The following is a 19,250-nucleotide window of genomic DNA, read 5'->3' on the forward strand; positions in this document are numbered from 1 at the left end:
CACCGCGAACTACATCGGAGATGTACACCGGCCGCTAGCGGCTGGCGGTTCGCGCCTGCACGAGATTCACTCGACCCCAACAAAGCGCGGACCCGGCTCCGCGCTTTTTTGCTTTTGGGGGATGGCGCACCCCCTGAGAAATATTTTTAGGAATCCCATGATCCACATTACGCTTCCCGATGGTTCGCAACGCGAGTATCCCGGTCCGGTCACCGTGGCCGAAGTGGCTGCATCGATAGGCACGGGCCTTGCCAAGGCTGCACTGGCTGGCAAGGTTGGCACGGGCGACGACGCCAAGGTGGTGGACACCAGCTTTGTGATCGACAAGGACATGCCCCTGTCCATCGTGACGGCCAAGGATGCAGATGGCCTGGACGTGATCCGTCATTCGACGGCCCACTTGCTGGCCTATGCCGTCAAGGATCTGTTTCCTGACGCCCAGGTCACCATCGGCCCCGTCATCGAGAACGGCTTCTACTACGACTTCTCGTACAAGCGTCCTTTCACGCCCGAGGATCTTGTCGCCATCGAAAAACGCATGGCCGAGCTGGCTGCCAAGGACGAGCCCGTGGTGCGCCGCGTGCTGCCGCGCGACGAGGCCGTGGCCTACTTCAAGGGCATGGGCGAGAACTACAAGGCCGAGATCATCGCCAGCATCCCCTCGAACGAGGATGTGAGCCTGTACCGCGAAGGCGGTTTCGAGGATCTGTGCCGCGGCCCGCACGTGCCGAGCACCGGCAAGCTCAAGTTCTTCAAGCTGATGAAGGTGGCTGGCGCCTACTGGCGCGGTGACCATCGCAACGAGATGCTGCAGCGCGTGTACGGCACGGCCTGGGCTACCAAGGACGACCTGCAGCAGTACCTGCACATGCTGGAGGAGGCCGAAAAGCGCGACCACCGCAAGCTGGGCCGTGAACTGGATCTGTTCCACATCGACGAGCATTCGCCAGGCACCGTGTTCTGGCATCCGAAGGGTTGGGCTTTGTGGCAAGAGGTCGAGCAGTACATGCGCCGCGTGTACCGGGACAACGGCTACCAGGAGGTCAAGGGTCCGCAGATCCTGGACAAGACCCTGTGGGAGAAGACCGGCCACTGGGACAAGTACCGCGAGAACATGTTCACGACCGAGTCGGAAAAGCGCGACTACGCGCTCAAGCCGATGAACTGCCCCGGCCACATCCTGATCTTCAAGCAGGGCATCAAGAGCTACCGCGACCTGCCGCTGCGCTACGGCGAGTTCGGCCAGTGCCACCGCAACGAGCCCACGGGCGGCCTGCACGGCATCATGCGCGTGCGCGGCTTCACGCAGGATGACGGCCACGTCTTCTGCACCGAAGACCAGATCCAGCCCGAGGTGCTGGCCTTCACCACGCTGCTGCAAAAGGTCTACGCGGACTTCGGTTTCAGCGACATCATCTACAAGGTCGCCACGCGCCCCGAGGCGCGCATCGGCTCCGATGAAAGCTGGGACAAGGCGGAGGCCGCGCTGATCAACAGCCTGGAGGCTTCGGGCTGCGAGTACGTGATCTCGCCCGGCGATGGCGCGTTCTACGGTCCCAAGATCGAGTACACGCTCAAGGACGCCATCGGTCGCCAGTGGCAGTGCGGCACCATCCAGGTCGACTTCTCCATGCCCGAGCGCCTGGATGCGGAATACGTGGGTGAAGACGGCGATCGCCATCGCCCCGTGATGCTGCACCGCGCCATCGTCGGCAGCCTTGAGCGTTTCATCGGCATCCTCATCGAGCAGCATGCCGGTGCCATGCCGACATGGCTGGCTCCTGTTCAGGCGGCCGTGCTCAATATCACTGACGCGCAGGCGGACTATGTGCGGGAAGTCGCGCAAAAGCTGCAAAAAGCATTTCCGAATCAAGGCCTTAGGGTGGCGACAGATCTGCGCAACGAAAAGATTACGTATAAAATACGGGAGCATTCGTTGCAAAAGCTGCCTTACATCCTTGTTGCAGGCGACAAGGAAAAGGCCGCTGGTGCAGTGGCAGTGCGCGCACGGGGCAACAAGGACCTCGGAGTGATGTCGGTCGACGCGTTCATTGAACTCGTGGCCAAGGACATCGCGGCGAAGGCCTGACGGAGCATCTCCAAAGGCGTTAGCCGTTTGGCGTGTACTGCACACAAGCGGCTACGCTGTTGTAGCAACTTAAATCCAAGGGTGAGAACCATAGCTACTGAATTTCGTGATCGGCGCCACCGTGAAGAGCGCAAGCATCGTCTCAACCGTGAAATCATGGCGCCTGAAGTGCGTCTGTCCGGCCCGGAGAACGAGCCGCTGGGCATCGTGCCTCTGCAGGAAGCGCTGCGCATGGCGGGCGAGTTGGACGTGGACCTGGTGGAAATCGCCGCCACGGCCACTCCGCCTGTCTGCCGGTTGATGGACTATGGCAAGTTCAAGTACCTTGAACAGAAGAAGGCTGCCGAAGCCAAGGCCAAGCAGACCGTCATCGAAATCAAGGAAGTGAAATTCCGCCCAGGTACCGACGACGGCGACTACAACATCAAGCTGCGCAACATCCGCCGATTCCTGGCCGATGGTGACAAGTGCAAGATCACGCTGCGTTTCCGCGGCCGTGAAATCACGCACCAGCAGATCGGTCTGGACCTGCTGAACCGTCTGCGTGACGATCTGGCGGATTCCATCCAGGTGGAGCAGTTCCCCAAGCTGGAAGGCCGCCAGATGGTGATGATGATCGCCCCTGCGCGCAAGAAGCCCACAGCTGGCGGCAAGCTGGCAGAAGTTTCTGCTGCACCTGCGGTGGCTGATAAGGCATAATCGCGGTTTCGCCCTTCGTTGAGGGGCGACAGAATTTGCAGGCCGTGCGCGAGTCGATTGCGCGGGGCGTGCGATGCAAGGGACATGGTTTCCATGTCCCTTGTTCTTGCCGGCCTCCGGGCTGGCACAGAAGTGTCTCGGGGCCAGCAAGTGCGCGCAGTGTTGCGAGCCGCCTCACGAGCACAAACAACAGGAGCATTCAAATGCCCAAAATGAAGACCAAGAGCAGCGCGAAGAAGCGTTTTCGCGTTCGTCCCGGTGGCACCGTCAAGCGCGGTCAAGCCTTCAAGCGTCACATCTTGACCAAGAAGACCACCAAGAACAAGCGTCACCTGCGTGGTGCAGTGTCTGTGCATGAGACCAACATGGGCTCTATCGCACAAATGCTGCCGATGGCTGGCCTGTAATTCACTGACGAACAAGGAGAAAACACATGCCTCGCGTCAAACGTGGTGTAACGGCCCGCGCCCGTCACAAAAAAGTTCTGGCCCTTTCCAAGGGTTTCCGCGGCCGCCGCGGCAATGTCTTCCGCATCGCCAAGCAGGCGGTGATGAAGGCTGGGCAATATGCCTACCGTGACCGCCGTGCCAAGAAGCGCGTGTTCCGCCGTCTGTGGATCGCCCGTATCAACGCCGCTGCACGTGAACTGGGCCTGACCTACAGCCAGTTCGCCAACGGCCTGAAGAAGGCAGCCATCGAGATCGACCGCAAGATGCTGGCCGATATCGCGGTGCACGACAAGGCTGCGTTTAGCAGCATCGTTGATCAAGTCAAGGCCAAGCTGGCTGCTTGAGATAACGGTCTGCGGCCATCCTCGTGATGGTCTGCAGCGCAAACAGCAAGGGCTAGGGCTTGAAAAGGCTGCTAGCCCTTGTTTCTTTTCACAGTCGATAAAGAGTCGATATGAACGAGTTGGATTCTCTGGTCGAGAGCGCGCAGCAGCTGTTCGCGCAGGCACAAACCCCCGCTGATCTGGAAAACGCCAAGGCGCAGTTTCTGGGCAAGTCGGGCAAGGTGACCGAGCTCATGAAGGGCATGGCGCAGCTTTCCGTCGAAGAGAAGAAGTCGCGCGGAGCCGCCATCAACGTGGCCAAGCAAGGCATCGAGGCCGCGCTGACCGCGCGCCGCAAGGCCCTGGCCGATGCCGAACTGCAGGCCCACCTGAAGGCCGAGGTGCTGGATGTGACCTTGCCGGGCCGCCGCCGTGGCCAGGGCGGCCTGCACCCCGTGTCGCTGACGCTGGAGCGCATCGAGGGCATCTTCGGCTCCATGGGCTTCGATGTGGCCGAGGGCCCCGAGATCGAGTCCGACTGGTTCAACTTCACGGCGCTGAACACGCCCGAAGACCATCCCGCCCGTTCCATGCACGATACCTTCTACGTGGAAGGCGGCACGGAGCAGGCCCCCAATCTGCTGCGCACGCACACCAGCCCCATGCAGGTGCGCCATGCCGTGCAGCACGTCAAGAAATACCGTGAGCGGCTGGACGCCGGCCAGGGCATGCCCGAGATCCGCGTGATCGCGCCGGGTCGCACCTACCGCGTGGACAGCGATGCCACGCACTCGCCCATGTTCCACCAGTGCGAAGGCCTGTGGATCGGCGAGAACGTCAGCTTCAAGGATCTGAAGGTGGTCTTCACCGACTTCTGCAAGACCTTCTTCGAGAGCGATGACCTGGTGCTGCGCTTCCGTCCCAGCTTCTTCCCCTTCACCGAGCCCAGCGCCGAGATCGATATCCAGTTCCAGAGCGGCCCGCTGGCCGGCCGCTGGCTGGAGGTGGCCGGCTCCGGCCAGGTGCACCCCAACGTGGTGCGCAACATGGGGCTGGACCCCGAGAAGTACATCGGCTTTGCCTTTGGCATGGGCCCTGACCGCCTGACCATGCTGCGCTATGGCGTCAACGATCTGCGTCTGTTTTTTGACGGCGATATCCGCTTCCTGTCGCAATTCCGTTAGAAATGGATCGCCCCCTGAGGCGTTGCGCGCCATCCCCCTGGGAGGGGGACGACGCCCTCGCCGCGAGGCGGCTCTTGCTCGGCGTCTCCGGCCTGAACCACGCCAGTCGCATGGTCAGGCTGTTCGGGGGGTGGAATGAGAGTCGTCAATACGTTCATGGGGTCCGCCAGCGCCGCGGCGCGCGGACCGAACCAACGCCAAAGAGTCTGATATGCAATTTCCCGAATCCTGGCTGCGCGAGTTCTGCAATCCGCCGCTGACCACCCAAGAGCTGGCCGACACCCTGACCATGGCCGGCCTGGAGGTGGAGGAGCTGGAGCCCGTGGCACCGCCGTTCACCAAGATCGTCGTCGGCGAGATCAAGGCTGCCGAGCAGCATCCCAATGCCGATCGCCTGCGCGTGTGCCAGGTCGATGTGGGCGGGCCCGAGCTGCTGACCATCGTCTGCGGCGCGCCCAACGCGCGCGTGGGCATCCGCGTGCCCTGCGCCACGGTGGGCGCCGAGCTGCCACCCGGTGAAGACGGCAAGCCCTTCCTCATCAAGATCGGCAAGCTGCGCGGCGTGGAGAGCTTCGGCATGCTGTGCTCGGCGCGCGAACTCAAGCTGTCCGAGGACCATGGCGGCCTGATGGAGCTGCCGCTGGACGCGCCCCTGGGCCAGAACATCCGCGAATACCTGAACCTGGATGACACCCTGTTCACGCTCAAGCTCACGCCCAACCTGGCGCATTGCCTGAGCGTCTATGGCGTGGCGCGCGAAGTGGCTGCGCTGACCGGTGCGCCGCTCAAGCCCCAGTCGTTCACGCCTGCTGCGGTGGGTGTGCAGGACAGGCTGGCCGTGAAGATCGAGGCGCCCGAACTGTGCGGCCGCTTCTCGGGCCGCGTGGTGCGCAACGTCAACACCCAGGCGAAGACGCCGCAGTGGATGGTCGATCGCCTGGCGCGCTGCGGCCAGCGCAGCGTGGCGCCGCTGGTGGACATCTCCAACTATGTGATGTTCGAGTTGGGCCGCCCCTCCCACATCTTTGACCTGGACAAGATCCACGGCGGCCTGCAGGTGCGCTGGGGCAAGGAAGGCGAGCAGCTCAAGCTGCTCAACGGCAACACCGTCACCGTCGATGGACAGGTGGGCGTGATCGCCGATGAGCGCGAAGTCGAATCGCTGGCCGGCATCATGGGCGGCGACGCCACGGCCGTGTCCGACGACACGCGCCACATCTACATCGAGGCGGCCTTCTGGTGGCCCAAGTCGATTGCCGGCCGTTCGCGCCGCTACAACTTCTCCACCGATGCGGGCCACCGCTTCGAGCGCGGCGTCGATCCCGAGCTGACCGTCGAGCACATCGAGCGCATCACGGAACTGGTGCTGCAGATCTGCGGCACGCCCGAGACCGTCTGCAGCCCCATCGACGACCAGAAGTCCAACATGCCCCAGCCCAAGCCCGTCACGCTGCGCGTGGCGCGTGCGGCCAAGGTCATCGGCATGCCGCTCACGCAGCAGCAGTGCCACGATGCGCTGGCCGGCTTGGGCCTGCCGGTGGAGCAGGGCGATGGCGTGCTCACCGTCACGCCGCCCAGCTTCCGCTTCGATATCAACATCGAGGAAGACCTGATCGAGGAAGTGGCGCGCATGGTGGGTTACGAGAACCTGCCCACGAGCAAGCCGCTGGCGCCCATTGCGCCCAAGCTGCGCGCCGAGAACCGCCGCAGCCAGTTCGCCGTTCGCCGCGCGCTGGCCGATCTGGGCTACCAGGAAACCATCAACTTCAGCTTTGTGGAAGCCGCGTGGGAGAAGGATCTGGCCGGCAACGCCAATCCCATCCAGCTGCTCAACCCCATCGCAAGCCAGCTCAGCGTGATGCGCTCCAGCCTCATCGGCTCGCTCATGCAGGTGCTCAAGTTCAATGCCGACCGCAAGGCCGAGCGCGTGCGCGTGTTCGAGCTGGGCCGTGTCTTCCTCAAGGATGACAGCGTTGTTGACAGCGACACCACGGTCAAGGGCTTCTACCAGCCCATGCGCGTGGCGGGCCTGGCCTGGGGAGCTGCCGAGCAGCTGCAATGGGCTCGTGGCGAGACCAAGGTCGACTTCTACGACGTCAAGGGCGATGTCGAGGCGCTGCTGGCGCCGCGCAAGCCCGTGTTCGAGCCGGCCGAGCATCCGGCCATGCACCCGGGCCGCTGCGCACGCGTGCTGCTCGATGGCCAGTCCATCGGCTTCATCGGCGAGCTGCATCCCCAGTGGCGCCAGCAATGGGATCTGGCCCAGGCGCCCGTGCTGTTCGAGCTGGAGCTCGATGCCGTGCTGGCGCGCGAGGTGCCGGTGTTCAAGCCCGTGGCCAAGCACCAGGCCGTGGAGCGCGACATTGCCGTGGTCGTGAACGAAAAGACCACGCATGCCCAGCTGATGCAGGCGGTGGAAGCTGCCCAGACCGGCGGCTTGCTGCGCTCTGCCGTGCTGTTCGATGTGTTCCGTCCCAAGGCGCTCAAGGCCGGCGAGACAGCGGCACCGGGCGCGCTGGCGCAGGACGAAAAGAGCCTAGCCGTGCGCCTGACGCTGGGCCATGACGACAGCTCGCTGACGGATGTGCAGATCGAGCAGGCCGTGCAGGCCGTGCTCGAGCAGCTGCAGCAGCGTCTGGGTGCGCGCCTGCGCGCATGATGGAGGGTGCATGCCGTGAAAGGAGATCCTGTGATGGAACTGGCGGTGGAAAGTCTTGATTCGCCTGCGCTGACCAAGGCGCAGCTGGCGGATCTGCTGTTCGACGAGATCGGCCTGAACAAGCGCGAATCCAAGGAAATGGTGGATGCGTTCTTCGAGCTGGTCTCGCAAAGCCTGGTGTCGGGCGAGGATGTGAAGCTGTCGGGCTTCGGCAACTTCCAGATCCGCACCAAGGCGCCGCGTCCGGGGCGCAATCCGCGCACGGGCGAGGCCATTCCGATCGAGGCGCGCCGCGTCGTGACCTTCCATGCGAGCAGCAAGCTCAAGGAGCAGATCCAGGAAGGCACGACGGGCTCCGCGTCCTGAAGGGTCGTCCCCGGGGCCCGGCTTGCCGTGGCCCAGCTGTCGTCAGCCTGTCTGCCTTGCGGTGGATGGGCTGTTTTTACGACAGGGTGCTGGCCTGCAGGCGAGCTGTGCAGTAGGCTCGGCCTTCTTCCCGGATCGGCGTCCGCGCGCCAGCGGCATTGCACACCCTGACCTCATCCACATTTGCCATGGCTTCACTTCTGCCCCAGATTCCCGCCAAGCGCTACTTCACCATCGGTGAGGTCGCGGATCTGTGCGACGTCAAGCCGCATGTGCTGCGCTACTGGGAGCAGGAGTTCACGCAGCTGCGCCCCATGAAGCGGCGCGGCAACCGCCGCTACTACCAGCACCACGAAGTGCTGATGATCCGGCGCATCCGCGAGCTGCTCTACGAGCAGGGCTTCACCATCAATGGCGCGCGCAACCGCCTGCGTGAGGCCTCGGGGTCTGCCGTGGTTCCCGCGCTGCAGGCCGGTGTCGCGGTGTCGGCGCCGGCTGCCGCGCCGCTGCTCGGTGGCGATGCCGCGGCCAGCGTTCCGCTGGAGCCGGAGGCCGTGCGCGAGGAGCTTTTGCAGATTCGTGCGCTGCTTTCTATTTGAGAGCAAAAAGCTGTATATAATTGAATTCTTCGGCGTGTAGCGCAGCCTGGTAGCGCACTTGCATGGGGTGCAAGGGGTCGCGAGTTCGAATCCCGCCACGCCGACCATAAATGAAAACGGACCACAGCTTCTGGCTGTGGTCCGTTTTTCTTTGTGCCATCGCCAACCGCTACCAACCGCTGAAGGGGAGCGGCCGTTGCGCGGGAATCAACCCTGGGCGCAGGTCTCAAGCAGCCATTGCCGGAAGGCTGCCAGCGCCGGCAGTGTCGCGTTCCTCTCGGGATAGACCAGGTAGTAGCTGCGCTGGCTGGGGATGGCGTCTCCCACCACGTGCAGCTCACCGCGCGCTATCTCCTCTTCCACCAGTACCCGTGGCACCAGGCCCACGCCCATGCCTGCCAGCACGGCCTGTATCAGGTGCGAGGTCAGCTCGAAGCTCGGCCCTATCCGCATCTGCCGGTGATCGAGCCGATAGTGCGTGAACCACTCGCTCCAGGCCTGCCGGTTGCTGGCCACCGTGAGCAGCACCTGCTGGCCCGCCCAGTCCGGCGAGGCTGCTGCCTGCCCGGCCTGCTGCAGCGCCTGCGGGCTGGCCACCGCCACCAGAAACTCGTGGTACAGGCGATGCGCGGTCAGCCCGGGCCAGTCTCCCGTGCCCACGGTGATGGCGGCGTCTATCTCGCCGCTGTCGAAGTCGATGTCGCCTATGCGGGAATGGATGTGCATGGTCACCCCGGGCTGCGCCTGGTAGAAGCCATGCAGGTGCGGCAGCAGCCATTTGGAGCCGAAGGTGGGCAGGGTGGCCAGGTTGAGCGTGCCACCGCCGGACTGGCGTGACATGGCCTGCAGGGTGGCGCTGCGTATGCGGCCCAGCGCGGCACCCAGGTCGATGAAGTAGCGGCGCCCCACATCAGTCAGGCGCACCGTGCGGCCCTCGCGGCGGAACAGGCTGATGCCCAGCTGCGCCTCCAGTGTCTGCACCTGCCGGCTGATGGCGCTCTGGCTGAGCGACAGCTCCTCGGCCGCTCGCGCATAGCTTTCGTGGCGCGCGGCCGCCTCGAAGACCAGCAGCAGGGACATGGAGGGCGTCAGGCGTCGGTAATTCATGAGTTTTATGCAGTGTTCGCGGCCGCAATTTTCGTTTGTTCCAGAGGAAGAGTGTAGAGATACTTGCGGCCATGGTCGGCCTGAAATCGTGTATTGCATGCATGGGTTTCCTGGGCTGATCGCCAGCAACAAATCTCCCCACCTTGCCTTCCATGTCGATTGCCCCACTGCCCCACGCCAGCGCCCCCGTGCCTGCCCAATACCTTGAGTTTCTTGAAGCGTTGAAGGCCGCCGGCTTCGAGGGCGACGTGGACACGGACCATGCCAGCCGCACCGTGCTGGCCACGGACAACTCCATCTACCAGCGCATGCCGCAGGCGGCCATCTACCCGCGTCACGCCGAGGATGTGGCCAGGGCGGCGCAGGTGCTGGCGCGGCCTGAGTTCCGCGATGTGGTGCTGACACCGCGCGGCGGCGGCACGGGCACGAACGGGCAGTCGCTCACGCATGGCGTGACCATGGACTTGTCGCGGCACATGAACGGTATCCTCGAAATCAATGCCGAGCAGCGCTGGGTGCGCGTGCAGGCCGGCGTGGTCAAGGACCAGCTCAACGCCGCGCTCAAGCCATACGGACTGTTCTTTGCGCCCGAGCTGTCCACCTCCAACCGCGCCACCATCGGCGGCATGATCAACACCGATGCCAGCGGGCAGGGCAGCTGCACCTATGGCAAGACGCGCGACCACGTGCTGGCGCTGGACTTCGTGCTGCTGGGCGGCGAGCGCCTGCACAGCGCGCCGCTGGATGCTCAGGCGCTGGAGCGCATGTGCGCCGATTCGGGGTGCATCGGCAAGGTGCACCGCACGGCGCGGCGCATCAGCGAGGACCAGGCGGAGTTGATCGAGGCCAGATTCCCCAAGCTCAACCGCTGCCTCACCGGCTATGACCTGGCCCATCTGCGCGAAGGCGACGGGCGCTTCAACCTCAACAGCGTGCTGTGCGGCGCCGAAGGCTCGCTGGGCTTCGTGGTGGAGGCGAAGCTCAACGTGCTGCCCATTCCCCGCTACTCGGTCCTGGTCAACGTGCGCTACGCGGGCTTCATGGACGCGCTGCGCGATGCGCGCGCGCTGATGGCACACCGGCCGCTGTCCATCGAGACGGTGGATTCCAAGGTGCTGCTGCTGGCCATGAAGGACTTCGTCTGGAGCAGCGTGGCCGAGTACTTTCCGCAGGACGGCCAGCGCCCTACGCTGGGCATCAACCTGGTGGAATTCAGCGGCGACGATCCGCAGGAGGTCGACGGCCGCGTGCAGGCCTTCATCGCGCACCTGGGCGCGGATACCTCCGTGGAGCGGCTGGGCCATACGCTGGCGGCGGGCAATGCAGCGGTCCACCGCGTCTATGCCATGCGCAAGCGCGCCGTGGGCCTGCTGGGCAACGTGGCGGGCGAGGCGCGGCCCCAGCCCTTTGTCGAAGACACGGCCGTGCCGCCCGAGAACCTGCCCGAGTTCATTGCCGAGTTCCGCGCGCTGCTGGACAGCCACGGCCTGCAATACGGCATGTTCGGCCACGTCGATGCCGGCGTGCTGCATGTGCGCCCCATCCTGGACATGAAGAACCCCGTGGACGCCGCCCTGGTGCGCCCCATCTCCGACGCGGTGGCCGAACTCACGCAGCGCCACGGCGGCCTGCTGTGGGGCGAGCACGGCAAGGGCCTGCGCTCCGAATATGTGCCGGCCTTCTTCGGCGAGCTGTATCCCTCGCTGCAGCAGCTCAAGGCCGCCTTCGACCCGAACAACCAGCTCAACCCCGGCAAGATCGCCACGCCGCCGGCCAGCAAGACCTTGCTGCTCAAGGTGGATGGCGTCACCACGCGCGGCGAGCTGGACCGGCAGATCGACGAGCGCGTATGGCAAAGCTATGGCGCGGCCATGCACTGCAACGGCAATGGCGCCTGCTACAACTTCGACCCGGACGACGCCATGTGCCCGTCCTGGAAGGCCACGCGCCAGCGCGTGCATTCGCCCAAGGGCCGGGCCTCGCTGATGCGCGAATGGCTGCGCCTGCAGGGGCAGGCCGGCGTGAATGTGCTGGAGGTCGCGCAGCGGCCCCAGCCCTTCCTGTCCAGCCTGGCCGCGCGCTGGCGCAACAGCCGCGCGGCGCGCCGCGGCGAGGCCGATTTCTCGCACGAGGTCTATGACGCCATGGCCGGCTGCCTGGCCTGCAAGTCCTGCGCCTGGCAGTGTCCCGTCAAGGTCAACGTGCCCGAGTTCCGCTCGCGCTTTCTGGAGCTCTACCACCGCCGCTACCTGCGGCCCGTGCGCGACTACCTGATCGGCTCGCTGGAATTCACCATGCCGTGGCTGGCGCGCATGCCCGCGCTCTACAACGGGGTGATGGGCTCGCCATGGATGCGCGATGTGCTCAGCCGGCGCATCGGCATGGTCGACGGTCCGCTGCTGAGCCGGCTGGACCTGGCAGCCACCTTGCGGCAATGGAAAGTGCGCGCGGCCGATGCGCAGGCGCTGGCCGCGCTTTCGCCCGAGCAGCGCGCGCGCAGCGTGGTCATCGTGCAGGACAGCTTCACCCGCTACTTCGAGACCGGCCAGCTGCAGGTGCTGATCGAGCTGGCGGCGCGCCTGGGGTTCCAGGTCTGGCTGGCGCCGCTGCTGCCCAATGGCAAGCCGCTGCATGTGCAGGGATTCATGGGCGCCTTTGCCAAGGCGGCCATCCGCAATGCCGCACAGCTGGCGCAACTGGCTCAGCCCGGTGTGGCGCTGGTGGGGCTGGACCCGGCCATGACGCTGGCCTATCGGCAGGAATACCTCAAGGTGCCGGGTATGGGCGAGGTGCCCAAGGTGGCGCTGCCCCAGGAATGGCTGCAGCAGGCGCTGCCCGAGGCGCGCACGAACGAGGGCAGTGCAGGCACTGCGTACCGCCTGCTGCCCCATTGCACCGAAAAGACCAACGCGCCCGACAGCGGCAAGCAGTGGGCACAGCTCTTCGAGCGACGGGGCCTGCGCCTGAGCGTGGAGGCCACGGGCTGCTGCGGCATGTCGGGCACCTACGGGCATGAGGCGCGCAACCTCGAAACCTCCAAGACCATCTATGCCCAGTCATGGGCCCGGCAGATCGAAGGCAAGCAGGAGCTGGGCGAGCCGCTGGCCACCGGCTACTCCTGCCGCAGCCAGGTCAAGCGCCTGTCCGCACGGCAGCTGCGCCATCCGTTGGAGGCCTTGCTGGACCATGTGCGCGCCACGCATCAGGGGTGAGAAGATGCGGGGGCTGATCGTCGCCATTTCAGGAATTTGCAGACATTTTTGAAAAATCTCTGCGTTTTCCCTGAAGGCCCGTTTTTAGTCCCTATAATTCAATGCTTCGGCGTGTAGCGCAGCCTGGTAGCGCACTTGCATGGGGTGCAAGGGGTCGCGAGTTCGAATCCCGCCACGCCGACCACAACGCAAAGCTCCTGACGGAAACGTCAGGAGCTTTTTGCTTTGTACGTTCAATTTTGCGCGCGATTGTGCCTTGCGGCGAAGGGCGGGTGCAGTTCCGCCAGGCGGCTCCCTCGCGGATGGCGAGGGTAGCCAGCGCAGAAAACTCCATGCACCGTGAAGATGCGCCGCCAGGTCTGGATGCGTAAGACCTGCACCTACAATGGCGTCTTTTGTAACTGACGATTTCTTCCTGGTCTCGCACATGATGGATGGACTGATTACCGGCAGACTCACCGGTACGCCCGAACACCGCAGCGACCGCAATCGGCGCCCCTTCATGGTGGCCCGCGTGCGTTCCGAGGCATCCGATGGCACTTCCATCCCGGTCAACGTGGTTGCATTCGACGCCCAGGCCTGCGAGGTGCTGCGCAATCTGATCGAAGGCGATGCCGTGGCGCTGCGGGGCAGCTTCACGCCCAAGGTCTGGATAGACCGCCAGGAGCAACCCCATCCCGTACTGGATGTCGTGGCCCACCAGGTGATGGCAACGCCCGAGTTCCAGGACCGCTGACGCCCGCGCTGCGGCGCCGGTTGTGAGCTACTGAAAAAACTGTCTAGCCGCAGTGTGCCGGTACGGTCGCCGCGCGCTGTGTTGGCGCTACAGTGTGCGCCTGTGTTTTTGACAGGTTACAAGGAACCGCATCCATGCCCACCAAGCGCCATTTCCTCCGCCGCACGCTCACGGCCGCCGCGATTGCCAGCACCGCCGCCATGACCCTGCTGGCCATGCCCGCGCAGGCGCAGGACAAGCCCATCAAGGTCGGCGTCACGGCCGGCCCGCACGCCCAGATCATGGAGCAGGTCAAGAAGGTCGCCGAGAAGAACGGCCTGAAGATCCAGATCGTTGAATTCGGCGACTACGTGCAGCCCAATGCCGCGCTGTCTGCCGGTGACCTGGACGCCAACAGCTACCAGCACCGCCCCTACCTCGACGCCCAGGTGCGCGACCGCGGCTACAAGATCGGCTGGGTGGCCGACACGGTGAATTTCCCCATCGGCATCTATTCCAAGAAGATCAAGCAGCTGGCCGACCTGCCCCAGGGCGCCAAGTTCGGCATCCCCAACGATCCCACCAACGGTGGCCGCGTGCTGCTGCTGCTGCAGGCCCAGGGCCTGATCAAGCTCAAGGAAAGCGCGGGCCTGAAGGCCACGCCGCTGGACGTGGTCTCCAACCCCAAGAAGCTGCGCTTCGTGGAGCTGGACGCAGCCCAGCTGCCACGCTCGCTGGATGACCTGGACGCCTCGGCCATCAACACCAACTTCGCGATCTCGGCAGGCCTGAACCCCAAGACCGATGCCATTGCGCAGGAAGCCGCCAAGAACCCCTATGTGAACATCCTGGTCACGCGCGATGCCGACAAGGGCAAGCCCTGGGTGGCGCAGCTGATCAAGGCCTACCACTCCGATGAAGTGCGCCAGTTCATCGATGTGCAGTTCAAGGGGTCGGTGATCCCTGCGTTTTGATAGGAAGCACCCCCTGAGCGGCTGACGCCGCTTCCCCCTCTCTCGCTTCGCGGGAGGGGGACGACACCCTCGCTGCGGGGCGGCCCTTGCTCGGTGTCCCTCGCTTTGGGTTGCGCCGGTTTCGGTCGCCGTGTTCAGTGCGAGCGAGGGCTGAATTGCAAAAGCTGCCATTGGCAGCTTTTTTTCATTCTCCCAGTACCCTGAAGTATTCGGTCAGCGGTGCGCGGGTGGTCTGGGTGCGGTTGACGGGGGCGGCCTCGTCGGGCCAGCCCAGGGCCAGGCCGCAGACGATGTGCTCGCCGGGCGGCAGGTCGAGCACGCGGCGCACGGTGTCGGGGTAGGAGGCCAGGGCGCCGATGGCGCAGCTGCCCAGGCCCTGGGCAGCTGCGGCCATTTGCAGGCCGTACAGGGTCATGCCCAGGTCCATGTAGCCGCCTGCGCCGAAGCGGGCGTCGATGCTCACGACCAGGGCCACGGGCGCATCGAAGAAGCGGTAGTTGCGGCCGAACTGCGCGTCGCGCCCTGCGCGGTCCTCGCGGGCCACGCCCAGGGCGCTGTACAGGGCCTGGGCCGACGCCACCTGGCGCTTGCGCAGCGCCATGGGCATGGGGCGGGGGAAGTAGCCGTAGTCCTCGCGCTCAGGTGCTCCGCCTTGCCAGTCGGCCAGCAGCGCCTGTGTGAGTGCGTCGCGCAGGCTGCCGCGCACCTGGATGAACTGGCCGGGCTGCAGGTTGCCGCCGCTGGGCGCCCGGCGGGCCGATTGCAGCAACTGGTGCAGCAGCGCATCCGGCACGGGATCGGGCCGGTAGGCGCGCACGGAGCGGCGCGCGTGCACCAGGGCCTCATGCGCATCGCCAAAGGGAAGGGTGTCGAACGGTGGTTTGGCGGACATGGGAAATGCGGAGTCCATGGATTCAAAGCGCCTGCACCAGGCAGGCCGCGCCTATGCCGCCAGCCCCTGCAATGGCGGCCAGGCCCAGGGCCGGCCTGTGGGCTGCTGGCGTGCGGTGCAGGTCTGAGAGCATGCGCACCAGCGCAACCGCGCCCGATGCGCCAATGGGATGGCCGCGCGCCAGGCCACCGCCGCCGGTGTTGAGCTGCTGCAGCGGCAGGCCCAGGGTTTCGGCAAAGGCCAGGGCCTGCACGGCGAAGGCATCGTGCAGCTCCACAGCCTGGAGCTCTGCCGCAGTCAGGCGAGGAAGCTGCAGCGCTGCGGCTCCACGCTCCAGCACCTGCTGGGCCGCCAGTGCGGCGGCGACCAGCGGTGTTTCGGGCGCATGGCCCAGCGAGGCACTGGCCACCCAGCGGGCGCGTGGCTGCAGGCCCAGGCGTGCACAGGCCTGCGGCGTGGCCAGCAGCACCAGGGCGGCACCATCGGCCTTGGGCGAGATGGTGGGCGTGCTCAGCGCATGGCGCTGGCGTGCATGGGCGTCAACGGCGCCACCCGCTTCGGCCACCACGGGCATGCGGGCAACGCGGGCCGGGTTCAAGGCGCGCGGATAGGCGTCGTGGTCGAGCCCGGCCAGGGGCACGATCTCTTGGGCCAGCCGGTCGCGGTGCGCGAGCGCCTGCGCGTGGCTGTGGATGGCATGGGCCTCCTGAACGGCGCGGGTGATGCCGTGGGCCAGGGCATGGTCTGCGGCCGATTGCAGCAGGTCCGGGTCGCGTGCGGGATCGGGGGCGAAGGCGGGGCGGTCATAGGTGACGGGCAGCTCGCCTGCATGGCGCGGGCGCGTCTGGCGGATGGGGGCACGGCTCCAGGCCTCGGCACCACCGGCCACCACGATATCGGCCTGGCCCGACATCAGCAGGCCCGCAGCCAGGGCCACGCTGTCCAGGCCCGAGCAGCACTGGGTGTCCACGCTGTGGGCCGCGCAGCGCTCCGGCAGGCCCGCAGCCAGGGCCAGCATGCGGGCCGGGTTGCCGCCTGCGCCCAGGGCGTTGCCTAAGACCACGGCATCCACGGCCTGGGCAGGCAGGCCGGCCCGTGCCAGCAAGGCCTGGAGCACGGGCGCGCCCAGCTCGTGCGCCGCAAGCTCGCGCAGCGCACCGCCCACGGGGGCGACGGGGCTGCGCGCCCAGGCCAGGATGACGGGGGCGTCGTGCGGGTTCATGGCAGGGGCAGCAGCGCGGGTTCGCCGGGCAGTGCCTGGCCAGCGTCCGTGCCAGTGGCAGTGGCGGCCAGTGCACGCGCCAGACGGCCGTGGTCGGTCTTGCCGCTGGCGGTCTGCGGCCAGTCGGTGCAGCTCCACCATTGGCGCGGCAGCTTGTAGCTTTCCAGCCGGTCGCGCAGCCAGGCCGCCAGCGCCTGTGCGGAGCCTGCGGGCGCGGCGCCGTGCCATTGCACGACGGCGTGCACCTGCATGCCGCGCAGCGCGTCGGGCAGGCCTTGGATGGAGACCTGGGCCACGCCCGGGTGCGCGGCCAGCAGGGTTTCGACTTCTTCGGGGAACAGGTTCTTGCCCTGGGTGACGAGCATGCGGCTCTGGCGCCCGGCCAGGCACAGCTGGCCGCCGGCATCGATATGGCCCATGTCGCGCACGGACAGCCACTCACCGTCGCGCAGCGCGGCCGTGCCATCGCGCGCCTCGCCCACATAGTCCATGAACAGCATGGGGCTGCGCATGTAGATCAGGCCGTCTTCGCCCGGCTGCAGGGTGTGGTCGCCGGTCTGCTGGGTGGCGGGGCGGATCTGCAACTGCACATTGCTGAAGGGCCGGCCCACGGCCTGGGGCGGGGCCTGTTCGTCGGCCTCCATCCAGGCGATGAAGCTGGCCTCCGAGGCGCCGTAGAACTCGATGATGCGTACGCGCGGAAACAGCGCGCGCAGGGCCGGGGTCTGGGCGCGCATCCAGCGCGCGCCGCTGATCATGATCAGCTCCACCTCGGGGATGGGCGCCAGCGCGCGGTGTGCGGCCCACTGCAGCATCAGCAGCAACTGGCTGGGCACGGCGACCAGGCAGGGCGCCTCGCCGCGCGCCAGCGAGGCCAGGCAGCGCGCTGCCGAGAACCGCTCCTGCACCACGGCGCCTTCGCCGCACCACAGGCCCTGCATCACGCCGAACAGGAACAGCGAATGCGAGATGCGCCCGGGCGCCATGGTGCGCTGCGCGGCCACGGGGCCGAAGTCCTCGAGGCAGACGCGAAAGCTCTCTGTCCACGAACGGTGGTGGCGCATGAAGCCCTTGGGCAGTCCGGTGCTGCCCGAGGTGAAGCCGGTATAGAAAGCGCCGGTGGCAGTGGCTTCGGCCAGCGGGCTGGGCGCGGTGGGAAGCCAGCCTTCGATGCGCTGGCGCACGGCCTCGGGCCAATCAGGGTCGGCCACGGCGGCGCAGCGGCCGCTGTGCAGGATGGCGAGGAATTCGACGATGGCATCCACGGTGCTGGCGCTGCCGCCCGTGTCCACCAGCAGCATCTCTGGCGCCTGGCCGGCCACCAGCGCGGCCGAGCGCTGCAGCACGGCGGCATGCAGCGCGGCAAAGCTCCATTGGCCGGCCTCGCTTTGCAGCGCCATCGCATCGGGGCGCTGCCGGGCCCAATGCTCCAGCGGGCCATGGACCAGGGTCCACGGGTGCTGCAGCGGCGCGGCCAGCGGGTGGGGCGCGGATGGCTCAGCCATGCTGGCGGCCTCCGAACGGCCAGTCCGGCATGCCGCGCGCCACCGTGTGCACCACCAGGGCGCACAGCACGCACTTGACCAGATCGCCGGGCACGAACAGCAAGGTGGCCATGAAGGCCTGCGACAGGCTGAGCTTGGCCATCAGCATCAGCCCCAGCACGCCGAAGGCATGCAGGGCCACCAGCCCGCCCAGCGCCGAGGCCGCAAAGGCGCTGAGCGCCGCGCGCCGGGGCGATCCCTGGGGCAGCGCACGCATGACCAGGCCGGCAATGCAGGCCGCCAGCGGGTAGCCCAGCAGGTAGCCGGCCGAGGGCGCCATGAAGACGGCAATGCCGCCGCGCCCGCCCGACAGCAGGGGCAGGCCCACGGCCACGGCCGCAAGGAACAGCAGCATGGACTGCATGCCGCGCCAGGGGCCGAGCATCACGCCGGCCAGCATCACGCCCAGCGACTGGATGGTGATGGGCACGCCCAGCGGCAGGTCGATCTTGGGAATCAGGCCCATGACGGCCATCAGTGCCGCGAACAGCGAGACCTGGGCCATGGAGCGCGCCGAGGCGCGTGAGACGGTGGAGGGAGCGGTCATGGAGAGTTCTCGCTGTCGGTCAGGAAGGGCAGTTCAGCAGGGCAAATCGGAAGGGCAAATCGGCAGGGCAGGCCTCAGCGGCCCAGGCGCGCCCACAGCGCATCGGACACGCGGCGCGTGGCCTGCAGCATGTGGATGGTCAGCGGCGCAATCAGGCGCAGGCCGCCGGCGCGGCCCGTGCGCAGCCGGTGGGCATCGTCCATGCGCTTCCACTGCACGAAGAAATGCTCGGTGAAACGCAGCATCAATGCCAGCTGCAGGGCCACCTGTTCGGGGGAGATGCCGATGCGCTCCAGCGGCGCCAGCAGCCGCTCCAGCACATCGACCAGATCGCTGGGGCGCGTGCTCACGGTCAGCGCCATGCCCAGCGTGGAGGCGCAGACCAGGCGCAGCGCGCTGGCGGCGGCCAGGGCGTAGTGCTGCATCCACACATGGAAGGCAGCCACCAGCAGGGCGGCCACGGTGACCGACAGCATGAGCCGCCGTGCGCCCTCGGTGGCGCGGCCCAGCGACAGCCACAGCAGGCCGCAGGCGGCGCCGGCCATGGCCAGCAGCCACGGTGAATCGATGAGGAACAGGCCCGTTCCCAGCAGCGCCATGAGCAGCAGCTTGCGGCCCGCACTCCAGGCATGGAGCCAGCTGGTGTATTCGCTGTAGAGGCTTCCCATG

At 66.4% G+C, this 19,250-nt stretch carries 17 protein-coding genes and 2 tRNA genes; 13 read left to right on the top strand and 6 right to left on the bottom strand.

Going from position 1 to position 19,250, the window contains the following annotated elements; translation table 11 throughout:
- Positions 1-157 precede the first annotated feature (157 nt).
- From thrS to ACRSCF_RS10620, 9 genes are all read left to right on the top strand, one after another.
- Positions 158-2,089 (top strand): threonine--tRNA ligase, encoded by a 1,932-nt coding sequence (gene thrS, locus ACRSCF_RS10580; protein WP_016448317.1) that lies wholly within the window; start codon positions 158-160, stop codon positions 2,087-2,089.
- 81 nt (positions 2,090-2,170) lie between these two features.
- Positions 2,171-2,788 carry a translation initiation factor IF-3 gene (infC, locus tag ACRSCF_RS10585; RefSeq protein ID WP_432676090.1) on the top strand — a complete coding sequence of 206 codons (618 nt, stop codon included), beginning with the start codon at positions 2,171-2,173 and terminating at the stop codon, positions 2,786-2,788.
- Positions 2,789-2,991: 203 nt separating this feature from the next.
- A complete protein-coding gene (gene rpmI / locus ACRSCF_RS10590; RefSeq protein WP_012206413.1) occupies positions 2,992-3,195 on the top strand; it encodes a 50S ribosomal protein L35 in 204 nt (67 codons plus the stop codon).
- 26 nt (positions 3,196-3,221) lie between these two features.
- Entirely contained in the window at positions 3,222-3,581 is a 360-nt protein-coding gene (gene rplT / locus ACRSCF_RS10595; protein ID WP_012206412.1) for a 50S ribosomal protein L20, read from the top strand.
- Positions 3,582-3,691: 110 nt separating this feature from the next.
- Positions 3,692-4,744, top strand: coding sequence for a phenylalanine--tRNA ligase subunit alpha (pheS, locus tag ACRSCF_RS10600; protein ID WP_012206411.1), 1,053 nt, complete (start codon positions 3,692-3,694; stop codon positions 4,742-4,744).
- A 211-nt stretch (positions 4,745-4,955) separates the two neighbouring features.
- Positions 4,956-7,403 carry a phenylalanine--tRNA ligase subunit beta gene (pheT, locus tag ACRSCF_RS10605; protein WP_244388015.1) on the top strand — a complete coding sequence of 816 codons (2,448 nt, stop codon included), beginning with the start codon at positions 4,956-4,958 and terminating at the stop codon, positions 7,401-7,403.
- A gap of 33 nt (positions 7,404-7,436) precedes the next feature.
- Positions 7,437-7,769 carry an integration host factor subunit alpha gene (locus ACRSCF_RS10610; RefSeq protein WP_034364548.1) on the top strand — a complete coding sequence of 111 codons (333 nt, stop codon included), beginning with the start codon at positions 7,437-7,439 and terminating at the stop codon, positions 7,767-7,769.
- Between the two features lie 188 nt (positions 7,770-7,957).
- On the top strand, positions 7,958-8,368 hold the full coding sequence (locus ACRSCF_RS10615) for a MerR family transcriptional regulator (RefSeq protein ID WP_016453295.1): 411 nt from the start codon (positions 7,958-7,960) through the stop codon (positions 8,366-8,368).
- A 30-nt stretch (positions 8,369-8,398) separates the two neighbouring features.
- Positions 8,399-8,475, top strand: a tRNA-Pro gene (locus tag ACRSCF_RS10620).
- Positions 8,476-8,575: 100 nt separating this feature from the next.
- On the opposite strand, the gene ACRSCF_RS10625 is transcribed toward ACRSCF_RS10620, so the two are convergent.
- The gene (locus tag ACRSCF_RS10625; protein ID WP_244388016.1) at positions 8,576-9,574 is read right to left on the bottom strand and encodes a LysR substrate-binding domain-containing protein; all 999 of its coding nucleotides are present in this window, start codon (positions 9,572-9,574) and stop codon (positions 8,576-8,578) included.
- A 53-nt stretch (positions 9,575-9,627) separates the two neighbouring features.
- Between ACRSCF_RS10625 and ydiJ the strand changes: the two genes are divergently transcribed.
- The 4 genes from ydiJ (at position 9,628) to ACRSCF_RS10645 (ending at position 14,376) form a co-directional block, all read left to right on the top strand.
- Positions 9,628-12,687 (top strand): D-2-hydroxyglutarate dehydrogenase YdiJ, encoded by a 3,060-nt coding sequence (gene ydiJ, locus ACRSCF_RS10630; protein ID WP_244388017.1) that lies wholly within the window; start codon positions 9,628-9,630, stop codon positions 12,685-12,687.
- Between the two features lie 107 nt (positions 12,688-12,794).
- Positions 12,795-12,871 (top strand) — tRNA-Pro (locus ACRSCF_RS10635).
- Between the two features lie 201 nt (positions 12,872-13,072).
- Positions 13,073-13,423, top strand: a complete 351-nt coding sequence (locus ACRSCF_RS10640) for a single-stranded DNA-binding protein (protein ID WP_012206405.1) — start codon at positions 13,073-13,075, stop codon at positions 13,421-13,423.
- 134 nt (positions 13,424-13,557) lie between these two features.
- On the top strand, positions 13,558-14,376 hold the full coding sequence (locus ACRSCF_RS10645; RefSeq protein ID WP_034364544.1) for a MetQ/NlpA family ABC transporter substrate-binding protein: 819 nt from the start codon (positions 13,558-13,560) through the stop codon (positions 14,374-14,376).
- 184 nt (positions 14,377-14,560) lie between these two features.
- Here ACRSCF_RS10645 and ACRSCF_RS10650 read toward each other — a convergent pair whose 3' ends face one another.
- The 5 genes from ACRSCF_RS10650 to ACRSCF_RS10670 form a co-directional block, all read right to left on the bottom strand.
- Positions 14,561-15,286, bottom strand: a complete 726-nt coding sequence (locus ACRSCF_RS10650; protein ID WP_244388018.1) for a nitroreductase — start codon at positions 15,284-15,286, stop codon at positions 14,561-14,563.
- Between the two features lie 4 nt (positions 15,287-15,290).
- Positions 15,291-16,490, bottom strand: a complete 1,200-nt coding sequence (locus ACRSCF_RS10655; RefSeq protein ID WP_244388019.1) for a thiolase family protein — start codon at positions 16,488-16,490, stop codon at positions 15,291-15,293.
- Positions 16,487-17,995 carry an AMP-binding protein gene (locus ACRSCF_RS10660; RefSeq protein WP_244388020.1) on the bottom strand — a complete coding sequence of 503 codons (1,509 nt, stop codon included), beginning with the start codon at positions 17,993-17,995 and terminating at the stop codon, positions 16,487-16,489. The genes ACRSCF_RS10655 and ACRSCF_RS10660 overlap by 4 nt, the downstream gene beginning before the upstream one ends.
- Positions 17,988-18,581: a biotin transporter BioY gene (locus ACRSCF_RS10665; protein WP_016448270.1), complete on the bottom strand. Its 594-nt coding sequence runs from the start codon at positions 18,579-18,581 to the stop codon at positions 17,988-17,990. Before ACRSCF_RS10665 ends, ACRSCF_RS10660 begins: the two co-directional genes overlap by 8 nt.
- A gap of 74 nt (positions 18,582-18,655) precedes the next feature.
- The gene (locus ACRSCF_RS10670; RefSeq protein WP_016453289.1) at positions 18,656-19,249 is read right to left on the bottom strand and encodes an energy-coupling factor transporter transmembrane component T family protein; all 594 of its coding nucleotides are present in this window, start codon (positions 19,247-19,249) and stop codon (positions 18,656-18,658) included.
- Position 19,250 lies beyond the last annotated feature (1 nt).

The organism is Delftia sp. 11MD, assembly GCF_050907895.1.
Taxonomy (GTDB): Bacteria; Pseudomonadota; Gammaproteobacteria; order Burkholderiales; family Burkholderiaceae_C; genus Comamonas; species Comamonas tsuruhatensis.